At 63.2% G+C, this 13,807-nt stretch carries 13 protein-coding genes; 5 read left to right on the forward strand and 8 right to left on the reverse strand.

The genetic code is table 11. The features are described 5' to 3' along the window. Window positions 1-14: 14 nt before the first annotated feature. Together dxs and AC1DE1_RS05310 are read right to left on the reverse strand one after the other, a co-directional pair. Window positions 15-1,928 carry a 1-deoxy-D-xylulose-5-phosphate synthase gene (gene dxs, locus AC1DE1_RS05305; protein ID WP_477175604.1) on the reverse strand — a complete coding sequence of 638 codons (1,914 nt, stop codon included), beginning with the start codon at window positions 1,926-1,928 and terminating at the stop codon, window positions 15-17. Between the two features lie 174 nt (window positions 1,929-2,102). Then, window positions 2,103-2,882 (reverse strand): ferredoxin--NADP reductase, encoded by a 780-nt coding sequence (locus tag AC1DE1_RS05310; protein ID WP_441602447.1) that lies wholly within the window; start codon window positions 2,880-2,882, stop codon window positions 2,103-2,105. A 535-nt stretch (window positions 2,883-3,417) separates the two neighbouring features. On the opposite strand from AC1DE1_RS05310, the gene ahpC reads away from it, so the two are divergent. The 3 genes from ahpC (at window position 3,418) to AC1DE1_RS05325 (ending at window position 7,401) form a co-directional block, all read left to right on the forward strand. Beyond that, window positions 3,418-3,981 (forward strand): alkyl hydroperoxide reductase subunit C, encoded by a 564-nt coding sequence (ahpC, locus tag AC1DE1_RS05315; protein ID WP_441602279.1) that lies wholly within the window; start codon window positions 3,418-3,420, stop codon window positions 3,979-3,981. Window positions 3,982-4,135: 154 nt separating this feature from the next. Beyond that, window positions 4,136-5,725 carry an alkyl hydroperoxide reductase subunit F gene (gene ahpF, locus AC1DE1_RS05320; RefSeq protein ID WP_477175605.1) on the forward strand — a complete coding sequence of 530 codons (1,590 nt, stop codon included), beginning with the start codon at window positions 4,136-4,138 and terminating at the stop codon, window positions 5,723-5,725. Window positions 5,726-6,069: 344 nt separating this feature from the next. Further along, window positions 6,070-7,401, forward strand: coding sequence for a thioredoxin family protein (locus tag AC1DE1_RS05325; protein ID WP_477175606.1), 1,332 nt, complete (start codon window positions 6,070-6,072; stop codon window positions 7,399-7,401). Between the two features lie 65 nt (window positions 7,402-7,466). Here AC1DE1_RS05325 and AC1DE1_RS05330 read toward each other — a convergent pair whose 3' ends face one another. Then, window positions 7,467-7,724 carry a hypothetical protein gene (locus AC1DE1_RS05330; RefSeq protein ID WP_477175607.1) on the reverse strand — a complete coding sequence of 86 codons (258 nt, stop codon included), beginning with the start codon at window positions 7,722-7,724 and terminating at the stop codon, window positions 7,467-7,469. A 257-nt stretch (window positions 7,725-7,981) separates the two neighbouring features. Here AC1DE1_RS05330 and AC1DE1_RS05335 point away from each other — a divergent pair, with 257 nt between their 5' ends. Continuing rightward, window positions 7,982-8,665, forward strand: coding sequence for an aspartyl/asparaginyl beta-hydroxylase domain-containing protein (locus AC1DE1_RS05335; protein ID WP_441602282.1), 684 nt, complete (start codon window positions 7,982-7,984; stop codon window positions 8,663-8,665). A gap of 100 nt (window positions 8,666-8,765) precedes the next feature. Continuing rightward, on the forward strand, window positions 8,766-9,686 hold the full coding sequence (locus tag AC1DE1_RS05340) for a patatin-like phospholipase family protein (RefSeq protein WP_477175608.1): 921 nt from the start codon (window positions 8,766-8,768) through the stop codon (window positions 9,684-9,686). A 34-nt stretch (window positions 9,687-9,720) separates the two neighbouring features. On the opposite strand, the gene AC1DE1_RS05345 is transcribed toward AC1DE1_RS05340, so the two are convergent. The 5 genes from AC1DE1_RS05345 to AC1DE1_RS05365 form a co-directional block, all read right to left on the reverse strand. Next, entirely contained in the window at window positions 9,721-9,924 is a 204-nt protein-coding gene (locus tag AC1DE1_RS05345) for a hypothetical protein (protein ID WP_477175609.1), read from the reverse strand. 132 nt (window positions 9,925-10,056) lie between these two features. Then, window positions 10,057-10,596: a Dps family protein gene (locus AC1DE1_RS05350; protein ID WP_441602286.1), complete on the reverse strand. Its 540-nt coding sequence runs from the start codon at window positions 10,594-10,596 to the stop codon at window positions 10,057-10,059. A 90-nt stretch (window positions 10,597-10,686) separates the two neighbouring features. After that, window positions 10,687-11,379 carry a YoaK family protein gene (locus tag AC1DE1_RS05355; protein ID WP_441602287.1) on the reverse strand — a complete coding sequence of 231 codons (693 nt, stop codon included), beginning with the start codon at window positions 11,377-11,379 and terminating at the stop codon, window positions 10,687-10,689. 42 nt (window positions 11,380-11,421) lie between these two features. Continuing rightward, window positions 11,422-12,843: an alginate export family protein gene (locus tag AC1DE1_RS05360; RefSeq protein WP_477178938.1), complete on the reverse strand. Its 1,422-nt coding sequence runs from the start codon at window positions 12,841-12,843 to the stop codon at window positions 11,422-11,424. A gap of 49 nt (window positions 12,844-12,892) precedes the next feature. Next, on the reverse strand, window positions 12,893-13,798 hold the full coding sequence (locus AC1DE1_RS05365) for a glyoxalase (RefSeq protein WP_477175611.1): 906 nt from the start codon (window positions 13,796-13,798) through the stop codon (window positions 12,893-12,895). Window positions 13,799-13,807: the final 9 nt, after the last annotated feature.

The raw sequence follows: 13,807 nt of genomic DNA on the forward strand, positions 1-13,807 counted from the left end.
CGCATTCACCATCATCACGAACGCGCCTCTCTGGCCACACTGCAACTGGGCTTGACCGACAACACCTTGTCGGCAAAACGCTGGATGGACGCACGGATGCCTTCCGCATCCAGCCCGTAGTGATTGAGCAGGCCCGCCGGGTCGCCGTGCTCGATGAATTCATCGGGCAGGCCCAGGCGCAGCATGGGCACACTGATGCCGGCATCGGACAGGAACTCCAGGCAGGCCGAACCGGCGCCGCCCTGCACGCAGCCCTCTTCCACCGTCACCAGCGCATCGTGCGATTGCGCCAGCTGGCGTATCAGAGCCTCGTCCAGCGGCTTGACGAAACGCATATTGGCGACCGTCGCGTCCAGCGCTTCGGCGGCGGCGAGGCTGGGTGGAAGCATCGAACCAAACGCCAGGATCGCCACGCGAGAGCCTGCCGCGAGTGTCGTGTGGCGACGCACTTCGCCCTTGCCGATCGGCAGCACCGTCATCTCGGTTTCGATCGCCACACCCGGACCGGTACCGCGCGGATAACGGACCGCCGCCGGTCCATCGTGGTTTACCGCCGTATGCAGCATCTGGCGGCATTCGTTTTCATCGGAGGCGGCCATCACCACCATGTTCGGAATGCAACGCAGATACGCCAGATCGAACGCACCCATATGCGTGGCGCCATCGGCGCCGACGATGCCCGCACGGTCGATGGCAAACGTCACGGGCAGGTTCTGCAGCGCCACGTCGTGGATCAACTGGTCGTAGCCGCGCTGCAAGAACGTGGAATAAATCGCAACCACCGGCCGCAGGCCTTCGGTGGCGAGGCCTGCGGCAAACGTCACCGCGTGCTGCTCGGCGATGGCCACATCGAAATAGCGATCGGGAAAGCGCTTCTCGAACTCCACCAACCCCGAGCCTTCGCGCATGGCCGGCGTGATGCCGACGATGCGCGGATCCAGCGCTGCCTCGTCGCACAGCCACTCGGAGAACACCTGCGTATAGCTCTTGCGCGCAGCCTTGGCGGCCGACACCAGGCCTACCTTGGGATCGAACTTGCCCGGACCGTGGTACTGGATAGGATCGGCCTCGGCCAGCTTGTAGCCATGGCCCTTCTGCGTGATCACGTGCAGGAACTGGGGACCACGCAGCTTTTTGAGGTTCTGCAGCGCAGGTATCAGCACGTCCAGATCGTGGCCGTCGATGGGGCCGGTGTAGTTGAAGCCGAACTCCTCGAACAACGGCGCCGGCACCACCATGCCCTTCATCTGCGACTCAAGTCGCGACGCCAGATGGCTGATCGGTGGAATCGGCCGCAACGCGTAATGCACGCCCTGGCGCGCCTGTTGATAGAAGCGGCTGGAAATCAGCCGGCCGAAGCAATAGCGCAAGGCGCCGACCGGTGGCGAGATCGACATGTCGTTGTCGTTGAGCACGACCAGCAGGGGCGAGTCCTCCGACACGCCTGCATTGTTCATCGCCTCAAACGCCATGCCCGCGCTGAGCGCGCCATCGCCAATCACCGCAATGCTGTGGCGCTGCTCGCCCCGGATGCGCGCCGCATGCGCCATGCCCAGCGCAGCGGAGATGGAGGTACTGGAGTGCGCCGTGCCGAACGTGTCGTACGGCGACTCGGTGCGCCGCGGAAAACCGGAGATCCCGCCCCATTGCCGGATGCCGCCCATGGCCTCGCGGCGGCCGGTCAGAATCTTGTGCGGATAGGACTGGTGCCCGACGTCCCACACCAGGCGATCGCCCGGCGTATCGAACACATAGTGCAGCGCAATGGTGAGCTCCACGCTGCCAAGGTTGGACGACAGATGTCCGCCGGTGCGCGACACGCTTTCCAGGATGAAAGCACGCAACTCGCCAGCCAGGCGGTGCAGCGCCGGCATGTCCAGCTCGCGCAATTGCGCCGGTGAATCGATAGTGCGTAGCAAATCGTACACGACGGACTCTCCTCGGGGCTGCCGGAGTCTCTATCTGGACGTTTCAGTACTTATGCCTGCCGTGGCTACTTCCGACAACAACACCGCATCAACAACCCACGGAGCGATGCCGCGATCACGAACGCCACGCGCCGGATCGCCAACTTCGCCATCTTGCCTCCTGCCCGCCTGCATTCACCTTTCGACGAAGGCACGCTCGATCACGTAATCGCCTGGCTCACGCGTGCGCGGCGAAGCCTGGAAACCGCGACCATCCAACAACGCGCTGGTGTCATCCAGCATCGCCTGACTGCCGCACAGCATCACCCGGTCGGTGACCGGATTCAGCGGCGGCAGGCCGGCAAAATCGCTCATGCGTTCATCCACGATCGCATCGGTGAGACGCCCGCGATGGCGAAATGGTTCACGCGTGACGCTGGGGTAATACACCAGCTTTTCGCGGACCAGATCGCCCAGATACGTGTGCGACGGCAGCTCCTGCTCCAGATACTGGGCGAACACCAGGTCGCTGATGCGGCGCACGCCATGCGCCAGCACGACGCGGTCGAAGCGCTCATAGGTTTCCGGATCGCGCACGATGCTGAGGAACGGCGCCAGGCCCGTGCCCGTGCCTAGCAGGTACAAATGCTTGCCCGGCTTCAGATCGTTCAGCACCAGCGTGCCGGTGGGCTTGCGGCTGACCATGATGGGATCGCCCGGCTTGAGGTGTTGCAGCCGCGAGGTGAGTGGCCCATCGGACACCTTGATGCTGACGAATTCCAGGTGTTCCTCGTAGTTGGCGCTGGCGATGGAATACGCCCGCAGCAGCGGCTTGCCCTCCACTTCCAGGCCAAGCATCACGAAGTGACCGCTATCGAATCGAAAACCCGGGTCTCGCGTCGTGCGGAAACTGAAAAGGCTGTCGTTCCAGTGATGAACTTCGATCACATACTCCGTCGCCAATGCCACCATCACAGCCACCGTTGCCAAGTGAATAGATGCATGCACGCGACCAGACGATTCGACACGCGAGACGGATCTGGCTGTCGAATCGCTGGACCGTCAGTGTCTTGTTACAAGTTTCTGGCGGTGGAAGTCAATCCTGCTTAGTGATGCTTTTTCATAGTCGCGCGATTCATGAAAAACATCGGCACGTATCGATGAATAATCACACGACAATCACAACACGCCTGTTACCGGCCGCGTGGTTTTACGCGAACGCAAACGCCTGTTCACGCGCTCGCATCGGAGGCTTGCCGTGCACCCTCCGTAGCGCGATTTGAGTCGCGCTTCGCGCCATGAGCAATGAATCGCCGCGCGGCCCTTGCAACGGCCGCGCATGCCACCACTTCAGGCCGGTTTGCAGGCTCCAAGCATGGCAAGAATGAGCACCCAGGCCGCAGTCTCATAGTCAAGCTCAATGAGCCTGATGCCAACAATCAATTAGACCTATGAAGTCAAACCCCGTAACCTTGCCACTCATCCCACCACAACCAACGGAAAACAACCGATGTCGTTGATCAATACCGAAATCAAGCCGTTCAAGGCACAGGCCTATAAGAATGGCCAGTTTGTTGAAGTGACCGATGCCACGCTGAAGGGCAAGTGGTCCGTGGTGGTGTTCTATCCCGCCGACTTCACCTTCGTCTGCCCGACGGAGCTGGAAGATCTGGCCGATCACAATGATCAGTTCCAGAAGCTGGGCGTCGACATCTACGCCGTTTCGACCGATACCCACTTCGCCCACAAGGCTTGGCACGACACGTCCGACGCGATCAAGAAGGTGCAGTACACCATGATCGGCGATCCGACAGGCGCGATCACCCGCAACTTCGACGTGATGATCGAAGAAGAAGGCCTCGCTCTGCGCGGCACCTTCCTGATCAACCCGGAAGGCCAGATCAAGCTGTGCGAAATCCACGACAACGGCATCGGCCGCTCGGCCTCCGAGCTGCTGCGCAAGGTCAAGGCCGCGCAGTACGTCGCCGCCCACCCGGGTGAAGTGTGCCCGGCCAAGTGGCAGGAAGGCGACAAGACGCTGAAGCCGTCGCTGAGCCTGGTTGGCAAGATCTAAGTACAACAACGTCCTATCTTGCGGCCCGCTGCATCGGGCCGCCTTGGACCCGGTACCCCGCCGGGTCCTTTTTCCCAAGTTCCAAGACGCACGCAACGCCCGGCAACGACCGCGGTGCTAGCGGCGCTCACCCCGAATAAAGGATGGAGTCACCATGTTGGATGCCGATCTGAAGTCCCAGCTGCAGGCCTACCTCGAGAACCTCGTTCATCCGATCGAGCTGGTCGCATCGCTCGACCAGGGCGAGTCCTCGCAGGAGCTCAAGGCGCTGCTGGAAGACATCGCCCCGCTGTCGACCAAGATCACGCTGCGCCTGGACGGCAACGATGCGCGCAAGCCGTCGTTCGCGATCAACCGCACCGGCACCGACGTGGGCGTACGCTTCGCCGGCATCCCGATGGGCCATGAGTTCACCTCGCTGGTGCTCGCCCTGCTGCAGGTCGGCGGGCATCCGTCCAAGGCATCACAGGAAGTCATCGAACAGGTGCGCAACCTCGACGGTCAGTACCGCTTCGAAACCTTCATGTCGCTCTCCTGCCACAGCTGCCCGGACACCGTGCAGGCGCTGAACCTGATGAGCGTGCTCAATCCCAACATCTCGCATGTGGCGATTGACGGCGCGCTGTTCCAGGACGAAGTGAACGAGCGCCAGGTGATGGCCGTCCCCACCGTCTACCTCAATGGTGAATTCTTCGACACCGGCCGCATGGAGATCGAGCAGATCGCCGCGCGTCTGGATACGAATGCCCATGCACGCACCGCCGAACGCCTGAGCAACAAGTCGCCGTTCGACGTGCTCGTGGTCGGCGGCGGTCCGGCCGGCGCCGCTGCAGCCATCTATGCCGCCCGCAAGGGCATCCGCACCGGCGTCGCCGCCGAGCGTTTCGGCGGCCAGGTGCTGGACACCATGGCGATCGAGAACTTTATCTCCGTGCCGTATACCGAAGGCCCGAAGCTGGCCGCGTCGCTTGAGCAGCACGTGCACGAATACGATGTGGACGTGATGAACCTGCAGCGCGCCGAGCAGCTGATCCCGTCCACCACCGAAGGCGGCCTGCATCAGGTGCGGCTCGCCAACGGCGCCCTGCTCAAGGCCAAGACGGTGATCCTCTCCACCGGCGCCCGCTGGCGCAATATGAACGTGCCGGGCGAGCAGGATTACCGCAACAAGGGCGTCACCTATTGCCCGCATTGCGATGGCCCGTTGTTCAAGGGCAAGCGCGTGGCGGTGATCGGCGGTGGCAACTCGGGCGTGGAAGCAGCGATCGACCTGGCCGGCATCGTCGGTCACGTCACCCTGCTCGAATTCGACAGCAAGCTGCGTGCGGATGAAGTCCTGCAGCGCAAACTGCGCAGCCTCCCCAACGTCGACATCATCGTCAGCGCGCAGACCACCGAAGTAGTCGGCGATGGCCAGAAAGTGACCGGCCTCAACTACACCGACCGCACCAGTGGGCAGTCTCACTCGGTGGCATTGGAAGGCGTGTTCGTACAGATCGGCCTGCTGCCCAATACCGACTGGCTGAAGGGCACGATCCAGTTGTCACCGCGCAACGAAATCGAAGTGGACGCCCGCGGCGAGACCTCAGTACCCGGCGTGTTCGCCGCCGGCGACGTCACCACGGTGCCGTACAAGCAGATCGTGATCGCCATGGGCGAAGGCTCCAAGGCCTCGCTGAGCGCCTTCGACTACCTGATCCGCCTGCCGGTGGAAGTGGCCGAAAAAGAAACCGTCGCCGCCTGACGAAGCAGTTCCAACGCCCGGTCCCGTGCTGCCGATCCCCCTCCCGGCGCACGGGGCCGGGCTTTTTTTTGGCCGTCCGTTTGCGGTGACGGTTCCCGCAGCCCAGTCATGGCGCGGCTTATAACCCTGCGTGATGCCGACATGAGAAATGCTCATCTGTCGGAGTCTTTCAATCGCTCAAAGCTCGGGTTTTCATACGCCCACACCCTTCTCCAATGGTGCCAGAAGGCAGCGTGGCGGCGCTGCGCCAGGCTTCGACACGGGCCTGCGTCAGGAGGAATGCGGTCAGCGAGACCGCCTCCTACCACCCTCACCTCTCATCCGCGAACCAGAGACACGCCGCCATGTTCAACGCTCTCCGTCGCTCGAAGATCTCGCTGCTTGCCGCCGCACTTCTGGCCTCCCTGCCGATTGCAGGCCTGCACGCAGCGGAAGCCAGGACGCCACTGACCATCGACGAAGCACTTAAGGCGTCCGCCGAACAGCATCGTCCGGTGCTGGTCGATTTCCAGGCGGTGTGGTGCTACTCCTGCTACTACATGGCGAGCCATGTGTTGAATGGACCCGAATGGGATGCCGTCCAGCGCAAGGCCATCGTGGTCGAAGCCGATGCGGACTCGCCGGACGGACAGACATGGATGAAGAAACTCCATGCGTCCTTCCTGCCCAGCTACGTAGTGCTCGATGAACATGGCAACGAGCTGGGGCGCATTTCGGCGGAGCAGCCGCGCGCGTCGTTCTATCCGAAGATCAACGCCATCCTCGCCACCGGCAACACGCTGGAGGGGCTCAGGCAAAAAGCCACCGAGGGCGCGCCGGGCGATGTCGCCAATGTGCTGGAGGCCTATCAGGCACGCGCCGAAGGCAGTGACGGCTTGAACTGGTTCGCCAGCCTGCCTGCAAGCCAGCAACAGAATGCACGCACCAACCCACGCGTTGGCCTGGCGCTCGATCAGCTTGCGCTTGCCAAGGCCCGGGCCGCCGACGACAACGCTGCCGTCATAGCCAACGCACAGAAGGTGCTCGCGCAGGATATCGGCTGCCAGCGTCCCTACGTGCTTGAGAACCTGCTCGACGCCACCGACAAACGTCCTGCCGCCGAACGCAAGTCACTGCTCGCCGCGCAACGCAAGCCGCTCGATCAGTACGTCAACACGCAGGTGCTCATTGCCAGGCCGGTGTGTGCAGACCAGCGCAGCGCCGTGCTCACCAGTGCGCAGCTCGATGAAGCGCTCGGCGAGCATGACGCAGCAGCAGCCATTCTCGATCGCGCCATCACCCAGACACGCCAGCGCCTCGGCAACAACCTCGCCAGCGACCGCAACCTGGCCGACAACCTGCGCATCTACCTGTTGCGCGCCAAGCGCAGCGCCGAACTGGACGACTACCAGCACAAGCTGATCGCCGCCTACCCCGACGACTACGTCTACGCCTACCGCTATGGCCGCAACCTGGTGGAAACCGGCAAGCCGGCCGAGGCATTGCCATATCTGGCACAGGCCGCCGACAAGGCGTACGGCGCCAACCGCCTCGCCGTGGCCCTGCAACGTGTGAAAGCGCTCAAGGCACTGCATCGCGACGACGAGGCAAACAAGGTGGCCGCCGACGTGCTGGAAACCAATGGCCCCTGGTTCAAGCAGCAGGCCGATGCCCTGAAGGCGGCGCTCAAAGCGTAAACGCGCAAGCACACCGCGTCCTGCGATGGACGCGGCGTGCTGATCAGCGCGAAACGGACGCGCTGTTATTCGCGCAGCTGTTGCAGCAAATGCTCCAGCTCGGCGCGCAGCTGACGGACCTGTGACAAAGCCAGGTCACGCTCACGCATTACCTCGTGATGCACCACGAGCGATACCGCGTGCATCGACAAGGTTTTCTTTCTCGCTCGATAACGACGCGCGCGCTCCGCCGCCGTCAGCGCATTGGGCTTGCGCGGACGGCCACGCGGCCGCTTGAACGCCAAGGGCAACGCAAGCGTGCCCGGATCTCGGGGGTCAACCATGGCACCTCCTCCTTTTTGCGCGCATTTTACGTGACGTCACGACAAATGCAAGAAAAATCCTACGAAAAAACAGCAAGAAAGGAGGTCTATTTCATCTGCAGCCGCTGCTTGCGGCTGTCGACGCGAGGGCGCCTCGTGCGTTCACGTGACAAGGAGATTCCTGTCGCTACCGTGCAATCGCGGGCTGCCCGAGGACGCGGCCAGGCGATGCCGGGGCGAGTGAGCCCACCGCGCAGAAGAAGAAGGAAAAGCCGAAGATGGATTCGCTCTATGAGCTGTCATCGCGGGCCATCCGCCGTCTCTATGACGCTCGCATCAGCACGCCGCCTGTGCTGGATATCGATACCTACTTTCCCGATGGACATCGTTTTCGCGATGCATGGGAAGTCATCCGTGGCGAAGCGATGGCGATACTTGAGAGCGCCCAGCCCATTCCACGCTTCCACGAGATCATGCCCACGCAGGCGGACATCTCGGCGAACGACGGTCGTGACTGGCGCATGTTCCTGCTCAAGGTTTACGGACAGGACATCCCGTCCAACCAGGCGCACTGCCCGTTGCTGACCCAGCTGCTGACCAGGTGCCCCGATGTGTTGTCGGCGACCCTGTCCTTCCTGGCGCCGCACAAGCACATTCCGCGGCATACCGGGCCCTTCCGGGGCATCCTGCGTTACCAGCTGAACCTGGAGGCGCCGCTGGGCGTCGACGGCCGCCCCAGCGCCGTGCTGTGGCTGGCCGGGGATGAGCATCGCCTGGGCAATGGCGAGCACTTGTTGTGGGACGACACGTATCCGCACGAGGTGTGGAACCGCAGCGAGCACACGCGGGTGGCGTTGCTGCTGGATGTGCGCCGGACCGACATGCCGCTGGATCTGCGCCTGTTGTCCAGCGCCGTGACCAAGAGTGTGGGCATGGTGGTGCGCTGGCGCGGGTTTTCCTGACCACGCCGGGAGCTGCCATATCCGCCCGGCTCAGCTCAGCGCGCCATGGCAGCATTGCGGCCGGGCTGTTCGCCCCCATGGAAGGCTACGCCATGCGCACATGGAACAAGACCTGACCTGGGAAGGGGGACGTATGCTCGGCAAAGTGGACGAAATTCGTGAAGTCGACTTCAGCAGGATGGGCACACTGGTCCTCGCCGGCGGCGGCAATCGATGCTGGTGGCAGTCAGGCGCGTTGCGGCATTTGATGGAGCGCGGCATGCGTTTGCCTGCGCAACTGGTCGGCACCAGTGCCGGCGCTGCGGTAGCCGCCTCGTTCCTCGCGCAAGGCGCCGACACGGCACTGCAGACGTGCCTGAAGCTCTATGCTGACAATCCCAGGATTTTCGACTGGTCCGCCCTGCCCAGGCTCAAGCTGAAATTTGCGCACCAGCACGTGTATCCCGCGTGGGTCGATGCGTTCTTGAACGAAGCGACATTCGACACGTTGCGTCAGTCGTCCTCACGCCTGGTCGTCGCCCTTACTCGGCCGGCGCGATTCCTGGGCACAAGGGGATCCGTGGCAGCGGGAACATTGGCTTATCTGGTCGACAAATACCTGTGGAACAGCATTCACCCTCGTCTGCCCAGGGTATTGGGGCTACGCCAGGACTTCATGGTGCTCAACGATTGCTCCGACATCGACACAGCCCAGGCTCTGCTTATCGCAGCCGCCTCCGCGCCACCCATCATGTCCGCGCGCGCGGTCGGGGGCGGGATGGCGATCGATGGCGGTTACACGGATAACGCCCCGATTCCGCTTCAATCGGAAGTGGAGCGATCGAACACACTGGTGATGCTCACCCGTCACTATCCGAAACTGCCGCCGATGTTCAGCTGGCAGGGGCGCCATTATTGGCAGCCCAGTCAACGCATTCCCGTCTCAACCTGGGACTGCACGCCGAAAACGACGGTGCGCGAAGCCTATGATCTGGGGACGCAGGATTCGGTGCATGCGTTGAGTACAGGCTTGCTTCGATAGCTACGCCGGTTGCGACAGCACGCAGGCGTGATCCTCATCCGTGGTGTTTGTGCGGGCGGGCCGGGATAAACGGCGATACGGGATCGCTGGCCGGAAACGTCTCCTCCAGCGCCTCGTCCTGCAGCGCCTGGCTATGCGATTCGGCTTCGCTGCGCGCAAGGCGCCTGGCATCGCTATCGGATCGATGGCGACGAGGGTCGCCCGCTTGATCGGTGGGACTTTTCTCTCGGCGTGGCATGGGACTCCTCCGCAGCACAGGCGACGCAAACGCATCGGCAACCCTACTGGCGCCGAACCGCAAGATCAGCGCCACCTGCCCATGCGATGCCCGTGACCAGCGATGCCTCGCCAGCCACGGGCCCCTGACCGGTCAGGCGTGCCGACTGGTTTCGAACAGGAACCACACGCGGCGCTCGGCCTCGTCGATCCAGTTCTCCAGCAGGCTGGCCGTAGCCACGTCCTTGTACTCGTCGCACAGCTCATGGGTGGCGCGCATATAGCCGGCGAGACGCTGGTTGTCCTCGCGCAGCTCGGCCAGCATGTCATCGGGCGTCACGAAGTCCGCATCGTTGTCGGACAGACGGGCAAGGCGCTTGGCATGCCCCAGCGACCTCAAGGTGGTGCCACCCAGCTTGCGCACGCGCTCTGCGATGGGGTCCACGGTGGCGTAGATCTGGTCGGACTGTTCGTCCAGCAGCAGGTGGTAGTCGCGGAAATACGGCCCGGACATATGCCAGTGGAAGTTCTTGGTCTTCAAGTACAGGGCCAGGACGTCGGCCAGCAGTGCATTGAGTTCGCCGGAGATGTCGCGCGTCGCCTTGTCGCCCAGTGCCGAAGGCGTGTTGAGCGCTGCCTTCTGACGGGTCTTGGCGGCCGCGGTGTCGCCCTTGGCCTTGCTAGTCTTGCTCATTGAGATTACTCCGCTGTTGGCTCTAGGGAGGCCCTGATCTATGCGTACGGCGTAGTTCAAGGCATCCCTTAGAGTATGGACCGGTAAATGTCATTTCGATGTCGCTGCCGGCGTGGCGTCGGCGTGGCGCATCAGCGCAGCGAGCGCCAGCAGCGGCGGCACGGCAAAACACCACATGCTGCCGAAGGCATACAGCAGCGCGCCGGCCGCGCAGCCGATGGCGAAAGCCAGCACGGCGAAGCTCATGCGGCTCAGCCGGTCGTTGATGGCGGCCCTCTGATCCTCGGGCACGCCGCAGATGCGGTCGGCCACATCCAGCATGATCTGCGTGGTGGTGCCGGTCATCAGCGTCGATGGCGGCGAGCTGGCCAGGTGCACGCGATGCAAGGCGTTCTGCACAGCCATGGCGCCTACCAGGGTCATGCCGGTCAATGTGGCCGACCAGGTGTCGCCTTGCGGAAAGGGCCCGTAATGAATCGCCAGCACCATGGCCACGATGAACAAAGCCAGATTGATCGCCAGCAACGAACGCACCACCGGTTGCCCGACGGCCATCAGGCGATAACGCAACAGCCGCGCCCCGATCACGAACAGGCAGAACACCGGCAGCGCGAGCAACTTGGCCACGATGCCGGAGGTGCCATTGACCAGCGCCGCGCCGATGGTGACGAAGTTGCCCGTCACATGCGCGGTGAACAAGCCATGGAGCGCAAGAAAGCCTGCCGTGTCGACATAGCCTGCCATCACGCTGAGGATGGTCGGCAACCAGGATTTTTCAGCCATGCCACTGCGCTCCGGCGGAATCAGGCTCGATCATTGAACGCATCACCACATGAATTTTCCTTCGACGCCGACATAGTCGCCGTCGCGTCCGCCGGCCATGCGTATCGCCCGCCCCACGTCGTAGTGGACAGCTTCCACTGCGCCAGTGAAGTTGGCGTTGAAGACATAGTCAGCGCGCACCTGACCATACACGCCCGTCCAGCTGCCGCCCCGTCCTGCCGTGCCGGGCAAGGGAATATTGGGCTGCACGTAGATCGCATCGGCCGTGGTTTGCCGCCACTGGAAACCCAGTGCCGCCATCAGCGTGAAGCGGCTGGCCGGCTTGATGGTCACGCTGGGCTTCACGTGCACCAGGTTGGTGTAACCCGTGAAGCCGGCCAGGGTGAAGTAATAGCCATTGGGAAACAGCGGATTGAAGGTGCCCAGTGTGCCGTCGCCGGGATGGCGATCGCCTGAGGCGGCATCGACCTGCAGCCCGAGTCGGGGCGACCAGGGGATCGACCAGGTGTAACCCACGCGTGCGCCGGTGCCCCAGGCATCGATGTCCTTCGCACCCACGTGACCGCGCTGGGCCATGCCCTCCAGGTCCCAGTCGACGCCCGACTGGTTCCCGGCGAAACGCACGTCATAGACATCGCGCCGCTCCTCGCCCACGGCGTCCAGGTAACGTGCGTTGTCGCGGCTGTACAGCGCGTAGTATGCCGACAACTCGTCCTTGCCCCACAGCAGGCGCTCGACGCGCAAAGTGTTGAAGCGGAAATGGCGGTTGGAGGTATCGTCGAACGGATGCTCGTCCTTGTACTGCACCGGCTGACTCAGAAAACCGATGAAACGCCACTGCCCCGTTTCCCAGTCCGCCCAGATGGCGTCGAACGACTGGCGCACGTTCGGTCCATCGCGCAACGAGACGAAGCGCTGCAGGTCGAACGCGAAATCCTGACGGCCCACGCGCGCCTTGAAGGTGCCATCGGCAAAGGTCCGGACATAGGCGACAAAGGCGAGTCGCAAATCCCAGGGATTGCGATCGGCGCCACCGATCACCTGCTTGTTCACCGTGCGCGCATCCTCAAACTGCACGAAGGCCTGCCAGTAGCTGGCAAAGTGCAGATCGGCGTGCAGCTGGAAGCGCTGCAACAGATAGGTATTGTTCGGACTCCCGCCTATGCCGAAGCTCGCGGCGTCCGACCATTCCGTCCGCTCACGCAACGTCACGCCGAACGAGAGATAGGTCTTGGGATCGTCCGCACTGAGCGACCAGTACTTCAACGCGTCGCCCCATTGCGTGCGCAACGCGGGATCGGCCAACACGGACCAGTCTTCCTGCCAGCGGTTGCTGCGCAAGGCGGGCCGCTCCGCGGCGCTCTGCACGGGCGTGGCCTGAGTGGAGTCCGCACTCACCTCCTGTGCGCTACTGGTCGATGCGTAGCCCGTGCAGCACAGCGCACCTGCCAGCAAGACGCGCACGGGAGCCCCACTGGCCCCCGTGCGCAAGCTTCCTGTTCGAGGCATGGCCTCAATGACCGGCGGCGTGGATCTCGGCCACATAGCCACCCGGGAATGCCACCATCGCGGACTCGCGACCCTCACTGGTGAATGGCTCGACCAGCACCTTCGCGCCATGCGCCTTGGCCTTGCTCAAGGTGTCGGACAGGTTGCCCACTTCGTAACCGGTCATCTCGTGCCCATAGGGATAGGGCAAATGGCCGTCGGTGACGAATACAGTCATCTTGCCGAAGGTGGATTCGATACGCACGCGACGGAACGTGTCGCCCGTACGACCGATCTCCACGCCAGGCGCCTTGGCCTCATCGGACGCCACCTTGCCGTGCGAGAACGTCACGAAGCTCTTGACGAAGGCATCGACGCGATCCGGCGACACATACACGCGATTTTCCGGCACCGTCTGAAACGCCGCGTAGTTCGGCGGCGTGGTGTGCCAGTACAACTGCATGTTGACGCCACCGGGCCACTGGATCACCGCGTCGCGGCCGATGGGATCGGGAAAGATCTGCACGATCACGTCGGCGCCGGCTGCGCGTGCGGCTTTGACCGCCACATCGAGATCGGTCACCAGATAGCCGGTGCGTTCGGCGCCGAACGGATGCGGAACCGGCGTGCGGAAACCAAACAACGACACCGTGCCCACCGGCGTCTGCAGCAACTGCGTGCTGGTGCTGCTGGGCGTGGGCGTGACGGTGGCGATGCCTTGCTTGGTGCTCTGGCCGCCAAACGTGGCGAGAAAACTATCGACGAAGGCGTCAACGTCGGCCGGTGCCACATAGACGTGGGTGGTGTCGTACTGCGAACCCACCGCCACCATCGGCGTGACCGGCGCCTCCTTGGCGACGACCGGCGGCGATACCGCAGCCACCATGCTGAAACCCAGGGCGAAAGCCAACAATCTAGAACCGATGCGCATGGGGAAAGT

The organism is Dyella sp. 05T440, assembly GCF_056395965.1.

Bases quoted from the DNA above. Each gene is read 5' to 3' on its own strand.
- ahpC (WP_441602279.1), top strand. From the start codon at position 3,418: ATGTCGTTGATCAATACCGAAATCAAGCCGTTCAAGGCACAGGCCTAT.
- ahpF (WP_477175605.1), top strand. From the start codon at position 4,136: ATGTTGGATGCCGATCTGAAGTCCCAGCTGCAGGCCTACCTCGAGAAC.
- AC1DE1_RS05325 (WP_477175606.1), top strand. From the start codon at position 6,070: ATGTTCAACGCTCTCCGTCGCTCGAAGATCTCGCTGCTTGCCGCCGCA.
- AC1DE1_RS05330 (WP_477175607.1), bottom strand. From the start codon at position 7,724: ATGGTTGACCCCCGAGATCCGGGCACGCTTGCGTTGCCCTTGGCGTTC.
- AC1DE1_RS05335 (WP_441602282.1), top strand. From the start codon at position 7,982: ATGGATTCGCTCTATGAGCTGTCATCGCGGGCCATCCGCCGTCTCTAT.
- AC1DE1_RS05340 (WP_477175608.1), top strand. From the start codon at position 8,766: ATGGAACAAGACCTGACCTGGGAAGGGGGACGTATGCTCGGCAAAGTG.
- AC1DE1_RS05345 (WP_477175609.1), bottom strand. From the start codon at position 9,924: ATGCCACGCCGAGAGAAAAGTCCCACCGATCAAGCGGGCGACCCTCGT.
- AC1DE1_RS05350 (WP_441602286.1), bottom strand. From the start codon at position 10,596: ATGAGCAAGACTAGCAAGGCCAAGGGCGACACCGCGGCCGCCAAGACC.
- AC1DE1_RS05355 (WP_441602287.1), bottom strand. From the start codon at position 11,379: ATGGCTGAAAAATCCTGGTTGCCGACCATCCTCAGCGTGATGGCAGGC.
- AC1DE1_RS05365 (WP_477175611.1), bottom strand. From the start codon at position 13,798: ATGCGCATCGGTTCTAGATTGTTGGCTTTCGCCCTGGGTTTCAGCATG.